A 22,892-nucleotide genomic window follows, 5' to 3' on the forward strand; every position below is an offset into this window, starting at 1 on the left:
AGCGGATCTGAAAAAAAGCAGATTGTAAGGGAGAAATCAGATCTGCGAATTGTGAAAAAAACGAAGTCTGTCGGCTTCGTTTTCCGTATAGAATTAGCGCTGAGGCATGGTAAAAGAAGCCAAGGCTTTGTTTAAGAAATCATTGAAAGGCTGCATGCTTTTTGCGAGTGCGATAATGTGTTCGATCAGTTCAGAATTCGATTCGCTGAGCTCAACGGTCTGTTCCAGGTACCACGATTTCATTTTTAAGTAATCCGCTAACGGATGATCAGCCGGAAACGGCTTCGGCACGCGCTTTAAACTCTCGCCCCGAATCGGCAGGCAGACTGCGAATTCCTGATTGTGAATGAGTCTGTCAAATTCATCGGCTTGATCCAGGATCGCCTGTCTGACTAAAGCTGTGGCTTCACTGAACATTGAGGCAAATAATCCGCCTCCGACCAACAGTGTTTCAGCCGTCAGGCAGAGAAACAGGTCGCAGGGAATGGGCTGCGGACCGCTGGGGGATAAATGAATCCGGAAGAGCGGGCTGTAAGGCGATTTATCTTTTGAGAAACGTGTATCCCGGTTCAGTCGGCTGATGCGGCGGGAAATATCAATATCCAAGCGACGCGGATCCTCTTGAGCCAAAACGTCGTTGACTGCTTGGGCAAGCTTTTCAAACTGCCGCCGAGCCTGTTTGTATTCAGCTTGGTGAGCATGCATCCAGTCTAAATTGTTGTTGCGGGCAAGGTCGCTGAGAAACTGTTGAGTGAAAGCCAGATCCATATCTAATTCTGACATACTTTTTCCATCCAGACGGAAGAAACCACTTCCTGTAAATGGCGCTGCTTTTCTTCCGGCAGCAGGCGGGCTTCCATTTGATCGAAAACCGTCATGTGGTCTTCGATTTTTTCCATTGCTTCTAAGTGTTGATGCAGGATCTGCGGATCAGCGGAAGGCAGTTTGGAATATTCTAAATTTTCCGGATCCAGCCGCTGGGTTCCGATCGCAAAGTCAATCCGGCAGGTACAGCGGCAGCCTCCGGATGCCAGATAACAATACTGCGACATGAAGTCTGCCATCTTCCGTCTGGCACGGGATAAACGCTGCCGGTAATTTTCCGGCGTCAGGCCGAGAATTTCAGCAGCCTGTCGGCTGTCGGCTTTAAACATCGTTCCCAAGATGAAGATACAGCGATCCTGCGGTTTCAGACATTGAAGCATCACATTCGTACAGGAAAGCTTCAGCTCTCTGGCTAAAATGAGTTTATCCTCGCGCTGCGATTCCCGTTGATAAGCCTGGATATCCTGAGCATAAGCATCAAAACTGAGCGGATGCTGAGCGAACATCGATCGTTTTTCATCAATCAGACGATTGACGGCAACGCGGTAAACCCAGGTTGTCAGCGCGCTTTCGCCACGGAAAGTCGGCAGCTTTTCCAATACGAGAAGCAGAATTTCCTGTGTGGCATCTTCGGCATCCGCGATGCTGCCCAGCATCCGCAGCGCCAAATTAAATATGGAGGGCTGCAGCTGAGCAATCAGTTCATTGACGGCCTGCGGCTGATGATCCAGCACCTTTTCAATTAAAGCTTCGGAAATTTGTTTGTCCATCTGAATTTCTCCTTTCAATAATTAGACGGAAGGAAGAGAAAATTGTGACATTTTTTTAGATGCTAATTTGCGGAATTAATAAAAAATAGGCTTTTACTGCGGATTCAATAAGAAAGCTGCCCGTGATCTTCATCGTGTAAGCACAGCCGCAGATCTTGTTTTTTCTGCATCGATCCTCTTTGATGGATCAGCCGGTAAAGGGACGGGCAGCACTTATTGTTTCTATTATAGCGCAGCTGTGGACAAAGCTCCAGCTTGGAAGCTTCCAGGAAATCAGGTCTTCAATGCAAACGTCAATTCGACTGCCGCTAGGGGAAAATTAGGGATAGGAAATTCAATACTGCATTGTGCTTTCTGCCTTGGCCGGCCTCTGGAATTCACGATTAAGCAGGTATTTGTGCTTTTTTCTGGTAAAATCGGACAACTTGAGCTATACTAATAACTAAAGGTTCCATTTCTTGATGCATAATCTGGTTATGCCATCCTGACAGTGCGTTTCGGCACTGTTTTTGAATTCGGAATAGAAAGAGTAAAAAATGAAATTTGAAGAATTATCAATCAACCCCGGCATATTAAGAAATTGCCGTAAAATGGGATATACAACCCCAACTAAAATTCAACAGAAAGCGATCCCGCCTGTTTTGGAGGGACGTGATTTGTTAGGCTTAGCGCAAACCGGAACTGGGAAGACGGCAGCTTTTGCGCTGCCGATTCTGGACCGTTTAGCCAAGGCGCCCGTGAAGGGCAAACGACCGGTGCGGGCATTGGTGTTAACGCCGACGCGTGAGCTGGCGATTCAGATCGTTGACAACTTCCATCGCTATGGGGAAAGTCTGCCGTTAAAAACAACTGTGATTTTCGGCGGGGTGAAGCAGGGCGCTCAGGTTGAACAGCTGAAAAAAGGTACGGATATCCTCATCGCAACGCCTGGCCGGCTATTGGATTTGGTCGGACAGGGATTATTGGATCTTGGACAGGTTGAAATCTTTGTTTTGGATGAAGCGGATCGAATGCTCGACATGGGCTTTATTCATGATGTAAAGAAGATCAGCGCAATGCTAGTCAACAAGCAACAGACCTTGTTATTCTCAGCTACAATGCCAAAGGAAATTTCGGGCCTGGCCGCTTCTTTATTAAAAAATCCCGTTCGCGTGGAAGCGACGCCGGTATCAACGCCGATTGAAAAGATCGAGCAGGCGGTGTATTTTGTTGAGAAAAAGGATAAAAGCGAATTGTTGATGGAATTGTTGAAAGATAAGTCCGTGACTTCAGCACTGGTTTTTACCCGTACCAAGCATGAAGCGGATAAAGTTGTCCGGGTCTTGAATAAAGGTCATGTGAAGGCCATGGCGATTCACGGCAACAAATCGCAGAATGCCCGTCAAAATGCTTTGGCAGCCTTTAAGAACCATCAGATCCGGGTTCTGGTGGCAACGGATATTGCAGCCCGCGGCATTGATATTGAACGCTTATCACATGTTGTTAATTACAACATTCCCAATATCAGCGAGACCTATGTTCACCGCATTGGAAGAACCGCGCGGGCGGGAGAATCCGGCGTTGCGATTTCCTTTTGCCAGACCGATGAGCGGCCCTATCTCAAGGACATTGAAAAATTGATTCGATATACAATACCGGTCAGAAAAGCACCGAAAATCAATCAGGAATCCGTTATAACGCTGGCCGAGCTGGAAGCCAGAAATAAATCTGAGACAAAATCGGAAGCGAAAAGACCGGAATCCTCAAAGGCAGTCCGTACGCATGCCCGCAATGAACAAAAACCAGCTGCTTCCCAACGCTCTGCACGCCGGCGTTTCGCAGGCCAGGGTAAATCGGAAACTGCGCATCAGTAAAGCTGAAAAATCGTTGAAAAGTGATTTTATAGAGAAAGCGTTGCCTTGTGGCAACGTTTTTTTTGACGATAGAGTTATATAAATGGTCAAAAACTGTACTGGATTATAAGCAGCATCGCAGAAGTCGGGAAAGTTGAAGACTTCTGGATTCTGCCTGTTTAAATTCGCCGGCGGCGTTGATACGAATTGGGGATGTTCCATTTTTTCCGAAGTTTTGTAATTTCACGGCGGCTGAGCTGAATACCGCTGCGGACAAGCAGCTGCAGCAGCTGATCATCACTGTAAGGATGATCAGGATCTTCCATCGCTAACTCTTCATTGAGGAGCTGATGGATTTCATCATGGCTGTGTCCCTGAATATTGCCGGAAGCCAGCAGCGTTGTAAAGCACGCCAGCTGTCCCTCAAACTCATAATACTTGTTTTTGCAGCAGCGCGAGATTGTGGAAGGGTGGACTCCGCATAATACCGATACATCTTCGAGTCGGCAGGGTTTCAAGGGCTGATCCTTAAGCAGATAATCGCGCTGAATGGTAATCAGGGCATGGAAAATCTGCAGTAAGGTCAGATTGCGCTGATTGATCATATCCAACAGGAGATTGTTTTGTTTAAGATATTTCTGCGCCTGGGGACTGAGCTGATCGGCAGGGATTGGAAAAATCGGCAGTTCCTCAATCGCGGGAGTAACAATCAGTTCATTTTGACTGCGTGTAACGTAGACGTCAGGTTTTATCCATTCCGTTAGGGGTGGTTCGATTTCACAGGGAGTCAGACGGCATGTCCGGATTGTGGCCAGTGCCGCCTCCAGCTGGTCTGCGGTGATATCGAGCTGGCGCAAAATTGCATCCCCATGTCCGCTGATCAATTCTTCCGCACAGTCAGTCACGATTTTAAGCGGCAGGGTCAGTTTCCTTCGGCGCAGCTGAAAACAAAGAAAATCGGTGCTGTTTTCCGTTGCGATGCCTTCCGGTTCAAAGCTTTGAATTAAGCGCAGCGCGGCATCCACCTGGGCTTTCGGATAGGGGAACGGCTGTTCTTGATGATAAGGAAAGAATCCATGGTGATCCAGCGATTCGATCAGATAGCTGCAAACCTGAGGATCATACGCTTGACGGCAGGTATGCAGCTGATAATAAAGATCAGCGCGTACGCCGCCCTCGGCCCCGGCATGGATCTGTTTTAAAATTTCATCGTTGCCTGAAGGAAACCAGGGATTGGGCTGCAGCAGGGAAAGCAGTTCCCTGCGGATCTGCTGATTGGACATTTTTAAAACCGTCAGCGTCTGATCATAACTTCGGCTGTACGTTTGTTTTTGCTTCAAAGCCGGTTTGAGCTGATAGGCCCGTTTTTTCATTGCCAGTTCCCTCTCTTTTTTATTGTCTGAAGCCGAAAATACAGCTTGAAAGCTCTCGTCTTGCTTTATAAGAACCCTTGCAAAACCGCATGAAAACAGGTTTTCTTTATAAAGGGCTGTCAAGCCCTAATATCTTTTCACCAGACATTTGGGCAAGTTCGGCACCATTTAAGGCTTGTATGCACGGAACGATAGAGGTACGTTTTTGGTGGGTGATGGAGTTGCTGCCCTACCGGATATCTTTTAACCTTAAAAGCCGGGCTATACACTCCATTTCTGAGGCCTAATTATTGGCATTGAGGCTTCATGTAAGGGCCGCCTTTTGTATGCTCCGTAAGGAGCGTAGCCTCTCGGGAGTTCATGGAAAACTGGGAAAATCCCCAGCAAGCGGTTGGAGTGATGTGTGTTCACTCAAACACTGCTTGCCACTATTATGTACTCCCATTTTTGCTAATGCGCATTTTACCAATTAGACGTAATGGAACTAAACCCTATAAAACTGCATAGGTAAATACATTTAAATCTACGATTTCTTTACCACCCCAGTTTTTCTTTTGAACAGTATGGGGTTCTTTTAGAAAACCATTTTTTGTTAGTGCTTTCTCAGAAAATACATTTTCAGGCATAACAAATGCTTTCAACTTTTGAATGCCCAAATCATTGCAAAGGTAATCCATTATAAGCCTTACTGCATCAGTCGCAATCCCTCTATGCCAATACGATTCGTTTATGCGGTAGCCAATCGTTATTTGGTTCATTCTTTTTTTATAGTCAAACAGTTCTGCAAGTCCTATGAGCTTATTGGGTTCATCGCACAGATAAATGCCTGCAATAATCAGTTTCTTTTTATCAAAATCTCGCCCGCCTAAGTTTCTAATTGCAGCAAGCAAATTGCCCCTGCTCTTTTTATACAGGAATGGAGGTACATATTGATAGACGTTAGGATTATTCGTAATTTCCATAAGGTCATCCACATCATCTTCAACTATTTTCCTGATGATAATATGGTCATTTCTCAGGTAGGGAAATGTTTCAAATAGCTCTGCCATTATAATACCACCTTCGTTCGCATTATCCGCCTAAGACGTATTCACGCCGTCGTTTTTTCAATTCTAATGTTTCAGCGCGTATCTGTCAAATCAAAACTTATATTGCTTTAGCAGTTCTTGCAAGACACTATTTTCCTTTGGGCACTAAATAGGGCACCCTTGTTCCATTCAGTCCATAGTCCGTTTTTCATGCGCTTAATAACCATGCGTACTTGTACTGTTTAGACTGTCTTTACCAGATGGTAACAACACTATTTTTATTGATTTTATAGACGAAAATCGTTTTATAACTTCTTATAAGTCTTTATAGGGAAACAGTAAAACCCTTGTGAATCAAGGCTTTTCGCCGTTTCTGCTTAAATCCTGTATAAATCTTTTTTGCAAGCCCGGGTCAAAAAAGCGTCAAATAAAGGTGTTGTGTTACGCTGTCAAAACACATATCAAGCGATTATGCAGATAGTATACTGCTCAAATTAAAATATACTCCGAAGGCCGCTTGCAGCAAGGCGGCTTCTGCTCCTACTGCCTAACAAGTTTGGGGCTGTTGACAAGGTCGGTTTCTAAAAAAGCACCTCCTTATAAACTGTTTAAATCCCCTATGCCACCCCAATAATGGATGACAATCTGCAACTAGAAATTAGGCTGTTTTTTGAAAAAGGACTTTGTCAACAGCTCGAAGTATGCCCAATAATTATCGAGGGCGAAAGCACAGCTTGCTGTTGCTTCTTGATTGCCACACAAGTAGAGACAGACGGGCTTGTCAATGACGGTAAAGCCGTTTACTTTATCGGTGACAAGGGCAGCTGGCTCTGCTGCTTTCCGTTTGTTCTATGCTCACACTCTCCCCTACCCATGATCGTTTATCGTTTTCTTTGTATCCATAGTTTAAAGCCTAATACAAATACGAAACCGCCGAGTAACACAAAAAATGACCATATAACATTCCAATAGATTGAATTAACATCAAACATCCACAATAATAATTTGTTCCAAAATTCTAATCCAACAGCAATAGCAAATAAATCAAATAGTACATAGAAGCCACCCAATAGATATATCCATCGCCACCAATAGTTGTTATTCCGATTTTTAAAAAAAGTAATAACCCCAATAACACAAAGCACAGCTAATACTCCCATTAATATAAAATAAAGTAATCCTTTATTTTCTAATAACTTCATCCAAAATTCAGCATATGAATTTCTATCGATCAAGCCCCATATTCTATGCAAATGAAATAAACCAAAGACTATGAAAAACCAGGGTTCCCATGCTGAAATTTTCTTTTCCATCTAAATTCATCTCCTGTAAATTACCAATTCCCATTTATCACTCTTCCATAAAATGTCGATTATTGTCACACGGGAATAACTTTTATATCACTTTGATCATACCGCATTCCTATCAATATTTCCACACAACATTACGGATACCCATTTCTGGAAGAGGGTGCCCTCTTCCTATGCTTGCGCTTCAATGACCTTGCCATAAAAACAGGAAAGGAAAAAAACGGACGCGAATAAGTCATATTCGTTAAACTGATATAGACAATCGCACTCTGAAAAGCTAATTAGCCGTATCTTCTTATTTGTTTTTTTAAGCTCTCGTTGAATTGGGCGTCCAATCGCGTTAAACTACATTCCTAATCTATTAATATCTGCACAAGCAAAGCCATTTAAGTCAGTATCCGTGCGGTTTCTGAGTATTTCGCACTTCTTGATAGCACAAATTCCAATACTATTTTTTTGTAAGGTACGGATTTCGCCCTGATAAGGGATTGTTCATGCAAAAAAATTTGATTTTAGTTGCGAATTTAAGAAAAGAAAATATAATCAGATTGAGTAAAAGGTGGAGAAAAGAGGAAAATGAATGGCGGAAAATAAAACGAAAGAAGAGATCTTAATGCTGCTTTCGCGGAAGATGGAAGAAATGCCGCTCAATGAGGAATTGCTGCGCGGCTGCTGTGCGGGCAGCCTGGGGGAGGACCTGCAGCTGAGCCGCAGCGTTATCTCTTTATATCTGAATGAACTGTTTAACGAGGGCCGGCTGATCAAGGTAGGATTGCGGCCCACCTCCTATCTGTTAAAACATGAATTGGAGAAGCAAGGTTTTGCCGGGTTGGCTGCGGCCTATAATTCTTTGGCAGAATTAAATTCAGAGAAAAAGCTGGAGTCCGGCGCGGATCAGATTTTTCAGGATCTGATCGGGGTTCACGAAAGCCTCAGCTATGAGATCGAACAATGCAAAGCCGCTGTCAGTTATCCGGGCAGCGGTCTGCCGGTGCTGTTGGTCGGCGCTACCGGTACGGGGAAAAGCTACATCGCCAACCTGCTTTTTGAATACTGTCAGCAGAAAGGGCTGATCAGTCATGAACGCAAGCTGGTAACGGTGAACTGCGCTGAATACGCCAACAATTCAGAATTTTTCCTGACGAATCTGTTCGGCTATAAAAAAGGCTCTTATACCGGGGCCGATAAGGATCATGCCGGTCTGTTGGCATTGGCGGATGAAGGCATGTTGTTTTTTGATGAAATTCACAGTCTGGCGCCGGAATGTCAGGAAAAACTATTTCTGTTTATGGATCAGGGTATCTATCATATGGTTGGGGATAATCATCAATATTATTCCAGCCATGCACGGTTTGTGTTTGCGACGACAGAGAATCCAGACCAGTCGCTGCTGAAAACCTTGCTTCGGCGAATTCCGATTACTGTGCGTCTGCCGGCACTGAAAGAACGGCCGGCCTATGAAAAAAAGCAGCTGATACAGAAAATTCTGAAACAGGAATCAGAAAAATTGGGCAAACCTATCCAGATCAGCAGCAGCGCTTATCAATATTTGGATAACTTTGAGTTTACCGGAAATATTGGGGAGCTGAAAAACTGCCTGCAGATCAGCGTTGCCAAGGCTCATTTAAAAACACCGCAGCAGAAAGCGGTCATCGAGCTGCATCTGAGTGATCTGCCGGCGGAGATCATTAAGAGCTATTCCGATCCGCAGGCGATTATGGATGCGCAGCGCAAAATGCTCGATCTTGAAACCATTGAACCCCATTGGAACCCCGATTCACAGTATCTGATGTTGTTTAAGTCCATCCTTAACTATGTTCAGCAGCTGCATCAGGGGAAAATTGATAACGACGTATTTTATAACTGCGTGGATCTGATGATCGAACAGTTTATCGGCTTTTTGTTTTATGATAAGCAGCAGAAGACCTCGATCCGCGAGGATATTGCTTCCAGTATTCTGGGGAATGTCAATACCTTGTTCTTCCGGAAATATCAACGTGACGGATTGTCCAACAATGAAATTGCGATCCTGACAAAGTATATCGTCAGTCTGCTGGAAAATGGAACAATCCCGCCGGCCGAGCTGCGGCGGAACCAGGAGCTGTTTTATCAGCTGGAGGATAAACTTCGTACCGAAGACGCCAAAGAATATGCAATTGCACAGGATCTGGCAGTCTTGATTGAAAATAGTCTGAATACCAGCAGCTTCGGGCGTTTTGAAACGATTGTCCTGTATTTCTTCCTGCGGCATTTTCATTTGGAAATGCAGGGCGGCCGCATTCCGGTCATCATTCTGGCGCACGGCTACAACATCGCCAGTGGAATTGCCGAACTGGCCAATCAGCTGCTGCACCACAATATTTTCACAGCGATTGATATGCCGATTGAATCTCATTTTGAGATGATGACCGCGAAATTAAAAGAGGTTATTCAGAAAATGCAGGGCGTCAAGGAAGTGATTGTCATGGTGGATATGGGATCGCTGGAGGAATTTCATAACTACATAGAGAACTTCAGCGATACGGATGTCGGCATTATCAACAATGTAACGACCAAACTGGCGCTGGATGTCGGTTCAATGATCATGAACGAAGTGCCGATGATGAAAATTTTGGAAGAAGCCAAGCGCCGCAGTGAGCCCAATTTTGTGTTTCTGCGCCGCCGCAAACGCCGTCAGGCAATTTTAACGGCCTGTGTTTCCGGCTATGGCATCGCCTGTAAGTTTGCCACACTGTTGGAAAACAGTTTTCCAAAGAAGCTGGATTTGGATATTATCCCGGTAGCAGCGGAAAGTCTGGATTTTAAAAACGGTACCGGGGTGCTGGATAACTATGATGTTCTGATGATGATCGGCACGCTGGAATCAGAAAATCCGAACATTCCCTTTATTTCCGTTGAGGAAATCATCAATCAGGCCAACGGCGAGAAGCTGGCACGGCTGTTTGACGGTTTGATGAACCAGGAGGAACTGCGGATATTCGGTCAGAACATGATTAAGAATTTTTCACTGGACAACCTGCTGAATTATCTGACGATTCTCAATCCGGAAAAGGTAATCACAATGGTTGAGGAGGTCCTCAGTCAAATGCAGAAGCAATTGGACAGTGAGTTTACAAGCAGTCAGCTGGTGGGACTGTATCTGCATATCTGCTGTATGATTGAACGGCTGATTTTGGGGCGGCCGCTGGCTTATGAAACCCGCAATCCACAGTTTGAGGCAACGCATCAGCCGTTTATCGCGCTGATCCGCAAAATCTTTGACCCCGTGATCAAAATCTATAACTTAACGCTGCCGGTGGAGGAAATAGAATATATTCATGATTATATCTATCCTAAGGAAAGTGTTGAAGAAAAGAAAAAAAGTGTTGAAGAAGAGCAGGAAAAATTGAAAATTTTGATGGAAGAAATCGGTTTTTCCGAATAAATGTCAAAAAAAAGTTAAAAATTATCCTGTGAAAAACGATATTTATGAAAAAAATGTGCTGAGAAATAGACTTGGCACATTTTTTGCTGTTAAAGGGTGAAAGGACGGAAGAACAAAGATGAGGAAAATTATATTGGCTTCTCACGGTAGTCTCGCTGAAGGCATGCAGAGCGCCGTGGACATGATTCTGAGAACGAAAGGGTGCGAGGCGTACGGATTGGATACTTACCATGAGCCGGAACAAATTTACGCGATCATTGAAGCACAGGTTCAAGCGGAACCCGATACACAGTTTATTGTGATGACGGATATCAACGGCGGCAGCGTCCAGAATCAGATGCTTCATCTGTGTAATTATCCGAATGTCTACGTTCAAACCGGGATGTGTCTGTCGATGGTGCTGGAAACGATTCTGACTCCGGAGGGGGAAGCCTTGGAAGTCATGATGGAGCGGATCTGCAAAACGTCAGCGGAGAATATGCTGGGCTGCTGCGCAAAGACCATGACGGATACTCAGGAGGAGGAATTATGGTAAATCTAGTGCGAGTCGACGAGCGGATGCTGCATGGACAGGTCGCGATGACCTGGGTCAGCGCCGTTTCACCCAATGCCATCTTAATCGCCAATGATGACGCGGCGTCCAATGAGATGTCGAAGATGGCGTTCAAAATGGCCAAACCGGCCGGGGTGAAGCTGGCGATCAAATCGATTGACGAGGCGGCGGTGCTGCTCAACAATCCGAAATCCAAGGAAATCAAGATTTTTGTGATCACACGGACGATCGCAGATACGCTGCGTCTGGCAAAACAGACCAGCGAAATTCACAAGGTCAATATCGGGGGCGTTAAAAAACGAGAGGGGGCCAAGCAGATTTCCAAAACGACGTTCCTGAATGATGAAGATATCGATAACTTGAAGGCACTCAGCGATCTGGTTGAGGAAATTGAAATCAGGATGGTGCCTTCGGATCAGAAGGTCGACGTCAAGAAACTGATCAAAGAAAGATAAGTAGAGAAGGAGAACATTTATTATGAACTTAATGCAAGGCTTTTTAGTCGCTGTGATTTATGCCGTTCTTTGTTTCCTTGAATCATGGCTTGCCTATCCGATGTGCTCCCGGCCAATGATGGTCGGACCACTGATCGGATTGGTCATGGGGGATCTGCAGGCAGGCATCGTGATGGGGGCCAACATGGAATTAGTCTTCATGGGCGTTGTCGGGATTGGCGGAACGAATCCGCCGGATGCCACCGTCGGCACCGCTGTCGGCACGGCGTTTGCGATCATGATGGGCGCGGACATGGAAATGGCCCTGGCGCTGGCCGTACCGATCGCCTTACTGACTTCCGCCATCAATCCAATTTTTATGAGCATCAAAACCGTAATCAATCCGTATATCGACAAGCTGATTGAAAAAGGTGATTATAAGATGATCGAACGCATGGTCGCGATCAAATCCTGGATCGGAATTGTTCCGAAGGCCATCATTATCATGTTTGCGGTTGCCCTAGGCGCCAATTCCCTGAACGGACTGCTGGATAAGATTCCGGCCTTTATCACCGGCGGCATGAGTGTGGCTGGCGGAATGATGGCAGCCGTCGGATTTGCGATGCTGCTGCGCATGATGTGGTCGAAAAAGATGTGTGTTTATTTCTTCTTCGGTTTTGTCTTAGCCGCTTACATGGGTCTGCCGATCATGGCGATCGCATTCCTGGGCATTATTCTGAGCGTTATTCTGTACTTTGAAGGCAGCTTCAGCAAAGGCAATACACCGGTAACTGCTGCCAACGATGAAGGGGAGGACCTGTTCAATGATTAAGGAAAAATTTAATTTAACGGATGAAGATATCAAGATGTGCCGTTCGATCTACTACCGCACTTTATCTCTGTCGGCTTCGTATGATTACGAAAAAATGCAGGCTCTGAGCTATCTGCGGGCCATGATTCCGGCGATCAATCGTTTCTATGACGACGAGGAGGACCGCAAGGAAGCCTATAAACGGCATTGGGAACTGTTCAACACGACACCGACAGTCGCCGGCTTTATTACCGGGCTGTCGGCAGCGATGGAAAAGCAGGCTTCGGAAGATCCGACGATGGACCGGACATCCATCAACGCCGTAAAAGTATCATTGATGGGTCCGTTTGCCGGGATCGGTGATTCGATCTTCTGGGGATCCTGGCGGATTGTCGCAACCGGCATCGGCCTGTCCTTTGCCCTGGCTGGCAGCATTCTCGGTCCCATTCTGACCCTTTTGATCTTCAACATCCCGGCGCATTTTGCCCGTTACTACGGTCCGATGATCGGCTATGGCATGGGCAGCAAGTTTATGACGACCGCATCGGAATCCGGTTTGATGGAATTCTTGACTAAAGCCGCAAGCATCGTCGGTTTGATGACAGTGGGGGCGATGACCAGTTCGATGGTCAGTCTGTCCACATCCTATGTCTTCACGATGAACGGCGCGGAGATGTCGCTGCAGTCCATGATCGATCAGATTTTACCGGCAGCCCTGCCGTTAGGTCTGACGTTCCTGTGCTTCACCCTATTAAACAAGGGCATGAAGTCCAATACGCTGATCTTTGGTTTGATCATCGTTGCGATCATCGGCCGATTCTTCGGCATCGTCTAAGCTTTCATCCATGTACTTAAATATTTTAAAGGAGGAAATCTATGGTTACGTTGTTAGACTGCATTAATCGGGTACCGGAGATCACTGACCGGATCATCGCGAACCGAAATGAGAACTTTGCGACATTCTTCAGCGTTTTGGAAGGCCATCTGGATACGATGGATCAAATCGTGCTGGTTGGTTCCGGTACATCCAATACGGCTGCCGTGACAGCGCGGGGATTTATTGAAAAGGTAACGCAGATTCAGACAATCTGTGTGCTGCCGAATGAATTCCTGAATAACAGCGGCGTTTACCGTTCGAGGGCCCTGTATATCTTTACCTCCCAATCAGGGACCTCAACGCTGACGCAGCAGGCGGTGTTCAAAATGCGGCAGATGGGTTACTGGACCGTAGGGGTAACGGAAAACAAAGATACGCCGCTGGCTTCGCAGGTTCATGTGCATGTGGACATGGGCTGCGGCAAGGAAGAATACGGCATGCGCACGATCGGCTACTGTGCTTCCATTCTGACCTTGATGCTTCTGGGACTAGAAATCGGACATACCTTAGGCCGGATCACGGAAGGCGAATATGCAGAACTGCTGAATCATGCTCGTCTGATCAGCAAGAACCATCGGCAGATTTCTGATGCGTCGATGGCCTGGTTTGACCGCAACCGCCAACAGCTGATGAATTCAACTTCGTTTACAATCTACGGCGGCGGTTCGCTGTGGGGTGTTGCCTTGGAAGGGGCCTTAAAAATTCTGGAAATTTCTAAGCGGAAAATGGCTGTCGGTTATGAAGCGGACGACGGCATGCATGGACCGACGATGGGCTTTACACCGGATAACTGTGTGATCGCGCTCAATGACGGCGGTCTGGACAGTGAAAAAGGGGTTCAGCTGGCAAAGTGGGCGAAAGAGATCATGCACAACGGCTTTGTCTTTGGCAAGGACACCCTGGATGATTCCGATTTGGCTTTTGATCCGATCAGTCAGGAATTCATCAGTATTGAATTTGCACCAATGGTTGAAGTGTTGGCTTATCGGCTGGCAGTGGACGCCGGGATTGATCTGTTGGATAAATCGATTCATAAAGAACGCGACTATTTCAGCACACATCAAAGCTTAAGCAAATAAGCAGGACGAAAGAAGGGGCGAAAGCCCCTTTCCTGATACCTGGGCAAACATGCTGAAACGGCGGGCAAAGACGACTCTGCCCTAGGGGACAAAGATGAAGGAGGGAAGCTTATGATCAAGGCGGTATTTTTTGATTTAGATGGGGTGCTGATCGATTCTGAAACGATCCAGCACCGGTATTTGAAGGAAACGATTGATGAATTGAAACTGGGTGTTCCGGCTGAAGCGTTCATTGCGCTGATCGGTTCACACAAGAGTCTCAATCCCTGGGATGAGATCATCGCAAAGTATGAACTCAAGCTCAGCCGTGAGGAACTGGCAGCTCAGTTGTTCGGGCATCGGCGCAATCGTTTTCTGGCGCTGAATAAGCGAGAAATTATGTTTCCTGAGGTGCCGGAGGTGCTGCGGCAATTGCGGACACGGGGAATCCGGACCGCCTGCGTATCCAGCAGCAGTCCTGATTATATTGAGAAGGCTCTGACAGAATGTGGAATTCGCGAGCAGTTTGATCTGATCGTGAGCAGCGACAATTTCCAGCGAAGCAAACCGGCACCGGATATTTATCTGTACTGCCTTGATTTTTTCCAGCTTTCATCCGATGCCTGTCTGGCCGTGGAGGATTCACCGATCGGTATCGCGGCGGCGAAAGCGGCCGGGCTGGAGGTGATGGCGCGGATCAATCCGGAAATTGATTTGGATCAAAGTGCGGCTCAGCAGCGAATTAGCAGTTTGAAAGCTGTGCTGGACTGTGTGAACAGTGAGGTGAGGGAGCATGTCTAAAAAATTGGATAAAGAATTTCTGAAGATCTTTTTCCAGCTGTCAATCCCGGTGATTATTTCCGAGGTTGTCCTGTTGATTGCCAACAATGCATCGACGGCGATGTTGGGGACGTTGTCAGAAAAAGCCATCAGCGGGTTCAGTGTTTCCAATCAGGCGTTTGATATTTATTCGATGGTCATTCTGGGACTGACCGGGGGTTTTCACGTTTATATCGCCCAATATTATGGAAGTCAGAATCAGGAAAAGTACAATCAGGTTTTGCGTTATGGTTTAAAATTAGCGCTGGCTGTCGGATTCTTATGCACCGCAGCGTTTCTGTTTTTCGCCGATCCGTTTTCCCGGCTGTTTCTGAAAGATCCGGAAACGTTAGCCTATGCGATTCCGTATCTGAGGATTTTCAGTTTGACTTTTATTCCGTACGCGGTGAATCTGGTTGTCAGCGGTGCGTATTCCATCATTGGCAAAGCTAGGATCACCTTGTATGCCGGAGCGCTGAACTGCGGCGTCAATCTGTTGTTCTGTTACCTTCTGGTCTACGGCGTCGGCTTTTTTCCGCAGATGGGTTCGGAAGGCGCGGCTTTGTCTTTGGTCATTGCCCGACTAGCGGAAACGGTTTTCCTGTATTTTGTGGTGAACCGCAAAAACTCGGAATTCCGTTTCCGGCTGAAATATCCGCCGCTGAAAGAAAATGAACTGATGCGGATTTTGCGCACCTCGGCTCCGCTGATCATGAATGAATGCTTGTTTGCCTTCGCCTTCATGATTGTCTTTATGAATTACAGCTATGTTGGAGAACAATATTTAGCTTGCATTCCCGTCGTAACGTTAATTACAAAACTGGTCTTTGTCCCTTCGACGGGAGCGGGTTCGGTCATCGGGGTGATGGTCGGCGGTCAGCTGGGCCGCGGACGGCTGGAAGAAGCCAGGGAAAACATGCAAAAAATCAGGAAAACCTGTTATTTGATCATCATCCTGGGCTGTACCTTGATCGCGTTATGTTCGCCTTGGATTCCCAAGCTTTTCTCTCTGCAGGGGGACGTGTACGAGATGGCGGTCAAAATGTTGTTGGTCAAGGCGTTCTGCAGCGCTCTGGGCGGCGGGATCACGATGGTTTTTTACAACACGCTGCGCATTGGCGGAGATACCCGCAGTGTCTTCTTCCTCGATGGGTTCTTCAGCTGCTGCTTCCCGATGCTGCTCAGTCTTCTGTTCAGCCGGGTACTGCCAGTGAGTTTTCTCGGCTTGTATTTTGCGGTTGAATTCTGCAATGTGATCAAGTCGCTGTTAGGCAGCTTCTTTGTTAAAAAAGAGAAATGGCTGCAGCAATTATCCTGAAGCTGTTCGCATACCGCTGGACTTCAATTCTGCAGCTAAAAAACATTCAGCAGGATGACGACCTGTGTTATGCTAAAGACAGGAAGCCAAGCCCGAAGCGATTGACTTCGCTCAGGTTCAATTAGCTGAACGATTCATTTGTTTATTTTAAATAGAAAGGAGCCGGTCTGGCTGTTGGCCAAGACAGAGCAGACTGGCAAAGGAACAAAGAAATGACCGGACGTTTTCAAGGCTCCATGCTCGACTGCATCCGCAATACCGCTCAGGCAGCGGTCAATATCGCGGATCACCGCGAAATCAACTGTGCGGCTCTGATCACGCTGCTTTGCAGCTTGTCCGAACCGATCAATGAAATTTTATTGATCGGCTCCGGCACGAGCAGTACGACGGCGATCACATCCCGCTGTTTTATTGAACGGGTAACAGGGATCGCAACGCATGTCGTTTATCCCAATGATTTCCTCTACAACTGCACCGTCAGAAATCCGCATGCCCTGCATGTCTTTACTTCGCAGACGGGAACCTCAAAAGTCTGCTTTGAAGCAATGAAACAGGTTCAACAATGGGGCTATCCGTCCCTGGTCATTTCGGAATCCGCGCAAACGCCGATGGCTCAGGCTGCCGATTGCTTTTTGACAATGGACTGCGGTATTGAGGAATATCCGATGCGGACTACCGGCTACAGCGCGACGGTCATGACGCACATGGCCATGGCGATCAGCATCGCGCAGCATTACGGCCGGATCACAGAGACAGAAGCAGCCGAGCTGACGGAGGAAATTCGAGCTTGTTCCAAACGGCTGCCGCAGGTCATTGAGCGGACGCTGGAATGGATGAAGCAGGCCAAGCGGAAAATGCTGCGGTCGGATCTGATCGTGTTTACGGGCGCGGATGCCTTAGTTGGCGTTTCATTAGAAGGCGCGATGAAGGTATGGGAGACTCCGCAGATTGCTTCGGTTGGATATGAGATTGAAGAAGGCATTCATGGACCGAACTATGGCTATAACAGCCGTCACTGTGTGATCGTACTGAATGACGGCGGCCGGGAAGATCAGAAATGCCGAGGCTTAGCCCGATATATGAAGGAAGTCTGGAATAACGGCTTTTTGATCGGTGTCCATCCGATTGATGAGGAAGACCTGGAGCTGCCGGTGGTTTCACCGGATTTATGCGTCATTGATTTTGCGGCAGTCGTTCAGACGATTGCGTTTAAACTGGCTGAGGATCAGGGCCGTGATCTGGGGGCACATCATGACAACAGCCGGATGAACGCCTATTTCAAAACGCATCAGTAAAAGTCAAATCATTTATTAAGAAAACGAGGAAAAGAAAGGACGGATGATGAAAAATGCAGGCAGAACGAATTACGGAAGCGACCTGGAGACTGATCGGCGGCGGCTGTGATTGTTACTTGCTGGACGGCAGTCAGCCCGTTTTGATCGACTGCGGCTGCGGCCAGGAAAACATTCAGAAATTTTGTGAAGCCTTGATTCATAAATCGGTGGAAGCTGTGATCTGTACGCACGCCCATATTGACCATACCGGGCACTGCGGCTTGTTCAAACAGGTCTGGATGACGGAAAGAACAGCGGCATCCAGCAAAAACTGGATGGATGAAGATCGGTTTCAGCTGCATCTCAAGTATCAGTTAACCTTTGTCCAAGATCAGGAAATTCTTGAATTGGGTTCGCGGCGTTTAGAAATTCTGATGTGTGATTGTCATGCTCCGGGCAACATCATGATCCTTGATCATGAAGAGCGGACACTGTTTGCCGGGGACGAACTGGATCAGGATCAGGTTCTGCTGCTGCCGGGATTTTCCGAGAAACCGGGTCAGTTTCACAGTGAACCGGCAGCAACAGTTGGGGATTATCAGCGAATGTTGAAGCGGATCGCTGGACGGCGCTCGGAATTTGACCGAATTTGTACCGGACATAACGGATCTCCGTTGAAGCCGCAGATTTTGGATCAGATGATCAGCCTATGCCAGCGTATTCTGGATGGAGAAGTTGGCAGCGAAGACTGCAGCTCTGCCAGCTATTCGCTGTGGGATACCCATTTTCCTTATCCATGTGCCCACTACCGCCGATTTAGTGATCAGGGGCTGTCGCTGGTGTACTGTACTGACAGTCTGACTGAACGCCAAGCGAATTCCATTGTGGCGCCGGCAACGCCGCTGCATCGGATGTGCGAGGAGAATACCCGCAGGCAGCACAGATAGATATTTGAAGTTTGAGGGGAAGGGTTGTCCATAATGGGCAGTTGATCTATAAACTAAAACGGATAATTAAAAAACAATAAAAGAGGAAGGCTGCAAATACTTAATCTGCAATCTTCCTCTTTCTTTCGTGAACAGATCGGTGAGTACAGTTGGATCACGAATCGTTTCTGTTCAGAGTCAATCGTGCAATGGAAGCTAAGCCGCGGCTGGCTGATCAATGAACGGATGATCGTCCAGCGACACCGATCCTGTCCGGCCTTCGGTTTCAAATAAGATCACTGTATTTTTTCCCTTTTTAAATAAAGGGGCAGGGATGTAAAGATAATGTGTCGGTCCGATATCCCAGAAGCGGCCGAGGTTTTCGCCATTGATAAAGGCGCAGCCTTTGCCCCAGCCCTTCAGATTCAAAAACATGTCCGCGGGTTCGTCGAGCTCAAAGGCATATTCATAGAAGGCCGGGACGCCGGATTGATAGTCCTGCGTAAAATCGACCTGTTCCACGTTGTTCAGCTCCAGACAATACTGCTGCCAGCCGGTATGGAAGTGCAGATCAAGCATAAAGCCGCCCTTGATTCCCTTGCGCTGATGCGGGGAAACCAGACTGGCACCGTAATTGATGCGTCCGAGGTTTTCCACCAGAATATCAATGACGTTGTCCTCAGGATGATCCAGTGTCAATGGGATATTGCTTCCCATCGTTTCCTTGTATTGCGTGGCGACGAGTTTCTGGTTGACGAAGATCTGGGCGCGGTCATCACAGTCCGCCAGCTTTGCTTTGGCCAGCTCGCGGGCTTTGCCGACATGGGCACGGTAGAGAATATAGCCATAACTCTGCCCCAGTTTTTCCATCGGCTGAGGAATATCGGCTGCGATCGGCTGAGTCAATGTAGAAAGCGTATTGAACAGAGAAACCTGATTCGTACAGGTTAATTCGCCGATGCCTTGAAACTGAATCGGCGTAGACAGCGGCACCGGTGTGAAAGCATGGAACTTGGCGATCACTTCGCGGAAGGCCGCATATTTGTCTGCTTCTGTGCCCCATTCCGTTAACGGCGCGGCGTAGTCGTAAGAAGTGATCTGCGGATCCATCCCGTTGTGATAGCTGCAGCCATTGTAAAATTCCGGATTGGTGCCGCCATGGAACATGTAAATGTTGACACTGCCTTGTTTCAGCATCGCTTCCAGTTCGCCAGCGGCTTCTTGGGCATCCCGGGTTTTTAATGGTGAGCCCCAGTTGTTGAACCAGCCGATCCAAAATTCCATGCACATCAAAGGGCCTTGAATCTGATTGTCATTCATGAACTGCCGCAGCGCTCCGATTTGCTCATCCGTGCGGGAACCGAAATTAGCAGTCGGCAGCACGCCTTCATTGAGGAGCGTACCGGCATCCAGCACTTCGCGCCAGCCGCCATCCGAGGTAAACATCGGAACATCGCAGCCATGCTTTTCCATCAAGCGTTTGACCGCTTTCAAATAATTCTTATCGTTGCCGAAGGAGCCATATTCATTTTCAATTTGGCACATCAGCACCGGTCCGCCGTGGGTGAAAAACAACGGCCGGATGACTGGGAATAATTCCGCATAGTAGGCATCAATCGCATCCAGATACGGCTGATACGTCGAGCGTACCCGCATTGAATCATCGGCTAACAGCCAGGCTGGCAAACCGCCGAATTCCCACTCCGCGCAGATATAAGGCGTAGGCCGCAAAATGACCCATAAGCCCAGTGCCTGGGCCAATCGGACAAACCGGGCGACATCTTTACGTCCGGTAAAATCAAACTGTCCCTTCTTGGGTTCATGGTAGTTCCATGGAATATAGGTTTCAACGCAGTTGCAGCCCATGTTTTTCAGTTTTTCCAATCGATCCTGCCAGTACTCCGGAACGATTCGGAAGTAATGCAGCGCTCCGCTGATCAGCTTGATCGGCTGACCGTCAAGGATAAAATCATCGTGAATCGCAAAGGTAGTCATGATCTGTTCCTCATCTTTCTCTTTCCTTCATTGTAGAAAAGAAATTGGAAAAAATAAAGAATTTCTTGAGTTTTGTTTGAATTTTTGAAATTGTCTGAGCGAGTATAGAATTTTATAGAAGCAAGCATGAAGAAGGTCAGTTACAGATGAAAGAGTCAGTTAAAATAAATCAAGGCCAGGCGAATCCATCTAGTAATAAAAAGACAGAACCGAACTTGTTTTCTTCGATCATCGTAAAGCGGCCGGCAAGTAAAAAGTACCTGAAAGTCTGTTGTACAGAATTGAAGTTTATTCATTTTTGATCCATTGAATAAATTCTTCATAAGAAGAAATTTTCTGCATTGACAGAATATTGTCCTTACTTTCATAAAGCTTGTTGATTAAGGAATCAACAAAATCACGGAACATCAGACGAGTTTCGTTGCTGAAGGCAATTAAAATCACGATATAGACATCATTGCCGTTCCAGTTTATAGGCATATCATTAATCACAATGGAAAAGCAATTTTGCTTTGCATTCATCTGCAGAGAATGAGGCAAGGCAATGCCTTCTACAAATACAGTGCTGGACAGCTTTTCTCTTTCCATAACATCCTTATAAAAAGAATCCCCAACATAGTTTAATTGACATAGTTCATCAGTCAGATACCTGATTAAGTCTTTATACTCAGTCCAGGCGTAAAAGTTTTTTTTGAATAGCCCGATCGGCACTTCGTCTTTTGAGAATATCGAATTGTTTTTTCTTTTTGACAAATCATAAATTAAAGCTTTTAATGATTCTATTTCAAGATCAGTAATTAAGGGTGAAATATAAAAGGCAGGAATATTTGAGTCAATAGGATCAGAGGTGATAATTAAATCGTATCGTTGCTGGGATGATTCATACTGGTCGGTATAGATAAACTCGGCAAAAGTGGACAAAGGTTGGACTTTAATTTGAAATTTTTCAATACAATTAATATATTTTGGCAAGGATACCAGTACTTGCAAAGCTGATCGATTATCCCTTGATTCATCGTAAAAAGCTCCAATATGAAAGGCCAAAAAAGCAATTTCATCATCAATTAAATAAATATGATGTTCTTTTAATATATCCGAAATGAAAACCCCGATTTCAAATAAAAACGGATTGGCTGCTCGCGTGATTTTCGTATGCGGATTGCTGATATATTGATTGAGCGAAGAACGGTTTGCCAAGGCCTTGATATGAAAGGCAAATCGGATAAAACTGTTCTGATCAAATTCGATGTAATAGTAAGCTTTCAGTTTTTCCACAATTTCTTTGCAGATTTGTATATATTCATCTTCGATATATTCGTTGATACTGGAAATTCCTTCTTGGGGTTTAATGATCTGATATGTTTTTGAGGATAAAACATAAGAGATGTAATTCATTTCTGACAGCGGCAGTTCGATATGATATTTTTGATGCAAGAAGGCAGTTATTTCTTCACTGACATTTTCAATTTTTTTGTTGAGTGCAGGCATGCTTCCAGTTTCTTCGCTAATAAAATAATGATTTTCGAGCCGACTGATACTGACGATCAAATGGGTAGTTATGTTTTGAAGCATATAGGTGTTCACATGCCATTGATGCCGGATCAGAATGTTTTCAATTGCCGATTTAAGCTCACGATAACCATATTTGCGATTAAGCTCATCGAAATAAAAATATGAAAAATCCTTTAACTCTTCTTTAATGAGATTGCTTAAAAGATTTCTTTTATCAAGCTCTTTTCCGTATAAGGCATAAGTTCCGCCCTGTTTTTTGAGGGTTAAAGGATAATGCGCCAGCAGTGGACGAACATATTTGTTGATATCATTTTGTACAGTAACATCACTGATAAACAATGAATCAGCAAATTTAACATAATGAAAGACGTCATGGAATAATAATTCTCTCAAAATCAGCCGGCATCGCTGTGTTTGTGAGTATTCCAGATGTCGGGGCTGCATGACATCCGACAGCCGGATCGCATTGTTCTCTAAATAATAACCCTTTGAGTTGGATTGAATGACGTTGCTTTGAAACATCTGATTCATTTCTTTCACATAATTGCGAATGGAACGTTCTGTCACGTTCAGTTTAATGGCTAAAAAAGATGAGGGTAATGGTGTATTGGACTCCTTGAGTAAATAAAATAACTCTTCTTTCTTGTTCTTTGCCATTTTGCACGCTCCCTTCACAGAAATAAGCTTATGATCTCTGTACTTATCATACACAAAAAGAACATCGGATATCATTCTTCTTTTTTCCTGCAGATG

18 protein-coding genes are annotated in these 22,892 nt (G+C 46.1%); 11 read left to right on the forward strand and 7 right to left on the reverse strand.

Features of this window, described 5'->3' with window-relative positions:
- Nucleotides 1-93: 93 nt before the first annotated feature.
- Together MCG46_RS03855 and MCG46_RS03860 are read right to left on the reverse strand one after the other, a co-directional pair.
- Nucleotides 94-783 (reverse strand): DUF2461 domain-containing protein, encoded by a 690-nt coding sequence (locus MCG46_RS03855; protein WP_240277811.1) that lies wholly within the window; start codon nucleotides 781-783, stop codon nucleotides 94-96.
- A complete protein-coding gene (locus MCG46_RS03860; protein WP_240277813.1) occupies nucleotides 771-1,595 on the reverse strand; it encodes an RNA polymerase sigma factor in 825 nt (274 codons plus the stop codon). Before MCG46_RS03860 ends, MCG46_RS03855 begins: the two co-directional genes overlap by 13 nt.
- 536 nt (nucleotides 1,596-2,131) lie before the next feature.
- On the opposite strand from MCG46_RS03860, the gene MCG46_RS03865 reads away from it, so the two are divergent.
- Nucleotides 2,132-3,448 (forward strand): DEAD/DEAH box helicase, encoded by a 1,317-nt coding sequence (locus tag MCG46_RS03865; protein ID WP_240277815.1) that lies wholly within the window; start codon nucleotides 2,132-2,134, stop codon nucleotides 3,446-3,448.
- A gap of 158 nt (nucleotides 3,449-3,606) precedes the next feature.
- Here the strand turns inward: MCG46_RS03865 and MCG46_RS03870 are convergent, their stop codons facing one another.
- The 3 genes from MCG46_RS03870 to MCG46_RS03880 form a co-directional block, all read right to left on the reverse strand.
- On the reverse strand, nucleotides 3,607-4,800 hold the full coding sequence (locus MCG46_RS03870) for a hypothetical protein (RefSeq protein ID WP_240277817.1): 1,194 nt from the start codon (nucleotides 4,798-4,800) through the stop codon (nucleotides 3,607-3,609).
- 491 nt (nucleotides 4,801-5,291) lie between these two features.
- Nucleotides 5,292-5,849 carry a GNAT family N-acetyltransferase gene (locus MCG46_RS03875; RefSeq protein WP_240277818.1) on the reverse strand — a complete coding sequence of 186 codons (558 nt, stop codon included), beginning with the start codon at nucleotides 5,847-5,849 and terminating at the stop codon, nucleotides 5,292-5,294.
- A gap of 860 nt (nucleotides 5,850-6,709) precedes the next feature.
- The gene (locus tag MCG46_RS03880) at nucleotides 6,710-7,141 is read right to left on the reverse strand and encodes a hypothetical protein (RefSeq protein WP_240277821.1); all 432 of its coding nucleotides are present in this window, start codon (nucleotides 7,139-7,141) and stop codon (nucleotides 6,710-6,712) included.
- 577 nt (nucleotides 7,142-7,718) lie between these two features.
- Between MCG46_RS03880 and MCG46_RS03885 the strand changes: the two genes are divergently transcribed.
- The 10 genes from MCG46_RS03885 to MCG46_RS03930 all read left to right on the forward strand — a co-directional run bounded on the left by MCG46_RS03885 (nucleotide 7,719) and on the right by MCG46_RS03930 (nucleotide 18,653).
- Nucleotides 7,719-10,562: a sigma 54-interacting transcriptional regulator gene (locus tag MCG46_RS03885; RefSeq protein WP_240277824.1), complete on the forward strand. Its 2,844-nt coding sequence runs from the start codon at nucleotides 7,719-7,721 to the stop codon at nucleotides 10,560-10,562.
- Between the two features lie 118 nt (nucleotides 10,563-10,680).
- On the forward strand, nucleotides 10,681-11,097 hold the full coding sequence (locus MCG46_RS03890; RefSeq protein WP_240277826.1) for a PTS sugar transporter subunit IIA: 417 nt from the start codon (nucleotides 10,681-10,683) through the stop codon (nucleotides 11,095-11,097).
- Complete coding sequence (locus MCG46_RS03895) at nucleotides 11,091-11,570, forward strand: PTS system mannose/fructose/N-acetylgalactosamine-transporter subunit IIB (RefSeq protein WP_240277827.1); 480 nt, start codon at nucleotides 11,091-11,093, stop codon at nucleotides 11,568-11,570. Before MCG46_RS03890 ends, MCG46_RS03895 begins: the two co-directional genes overlap by 7 nt.
- Nucleotides 11,571-11,592: 22 nt before the next feature.
- Entirely contained in the window at nucleotides 11,593-12,381 is a 789-nt protein-coding gene (locus tag MCG46_RS03900; protein ID WP_240277830.1) for a PTS mannose/fructose/sorbose/N-acetylgalactosamine transporter subunit IIC, read from the forward strand.
- A complete protein-coding gene (locus MCG46_RS03905; RefSeq protein ID WP_240277836.1) occupies nucleotides 12,374-13,195 on the forward strand; it encodes a PTS system mannose/fructose/sorbose family transporter subunit IID in 822 nt (273 codons plus the stop codon). Before MCG46_RS03900 ends, MCG46_RS03905 begins: the two co-directional genes overlap by 8 nt.
- A gap of 41 nt (nucleotides 13,196-13,236) precedes the next feature.
- Nucleotides 13,237-14,316 (forward strand): SIS domain-containing protein, encoded by a 1,080-nt coding sequence (locus MCG46_RS03910; protein ID WP_240277840.1) that lies wholly within the window; start codon nucleotides 13,237-13,239, stop codon nucleotides 14,314-14,316.
- A 111-nt stretch (nucleotides 14,317-14,427) separates the two neighbouring features.
- Nucleotides 14,428-15,096, forward strand: coding sequence for an HAD family hydrolase (locus tag MCG46_RS03915; protein ID WP_240277842.1), 669 nt, complete (start codon nucleotides 14,428-14,430; stop codon nucleotides 15,094-15,096).
- Nucleotides 15,089-16,432 (forward strand): MATE family efflux transporter, encoded by a 1,344-nt coding sequence (locus tag MCG46_RS03920; RefSeq protein ID WP_240277849.1) that lies wholly within the window; start codon nucleotides 15,089-15,091, stop codon nucleotides 16,430-16,432. Before MCG46_RS03915 ends, MCG46_RS03920 begins: the two co-directional genes overlap by 8 nt.
- A gap of 212 nt (nucleotides 16,433-16,644) precedes the next feature.
- Entirely contained in the window at nucleotides 16,645-17,727 is a 1,083-nt protein-coding gene (locus tag MCG46_RS03925; RefSeq protein WP_240277856.1) for an SIS domain-containing protein, read from the forward strand.
- Nucleotides 17,728-17,780: 53 nt separating this feature from the next.
- The gene (locus tag MCG46_RS03930; protein ID WP_240277858.1) at nucleotides 17,781-18,653 is read left to right on the forward strand and encodes an MBL fold metallo-hydrolase; all 873 of its coding nucleotides are present in this window, start codon (nucleotides 17,781-17,783) and stop codon (nucleotides 18,651-18,653) included.
- A gap of 195 nt (nucleotides 18,654-18,848) precedes the next feature.
- Here the strand turns inward: MCG46_RS03930 and MCG46_RS03935 are convergent, their stop codons facing one another.
- Together MCG46_RS03935 and MCG46_RS03940 are read right to left on the reverse strand one after the other, a co-directional pair.
- Nucleotides 18,849-20,627 carry a glycoside hydrolase family 35 protein gene (locus tag MCG46_RS03935; protein WP_240277859.1) on the reverse strand — a complete coding sequence of 593 codons (1,779 nt, stop codon included), beginning with the start codon at nucleotides 20,625-20,627 and terminating at the stop codon, nucleotides 18,849-18,851.
- A gap of 288 nt (nucleotides 20,628-20,915) precedes the next feature.
- A complete protein-coding gene (locus MCG46_RS03940) occupies nucleotides 20,916-22,796 on the reverse strand; it encodes a BglG family transcription antiterminator (RefSeq protein WP_240277861.1) in 1,881 nt (626 codons plus the stop codon).
- Between the last annotated feature and the right edge of the window lie 96 nt (nucleotides 22,797-22,892).

It is taken from the genome of Holdemania massiliensis (assembly GCF_022440805.1).
Taxonomy (GTDB): Bacteria; Bacillota_I; Bacilli_A; order Erysipelotrichales; family Erysipelotrichaceae; genus Holdemania; species Holdemania massiliensis_A.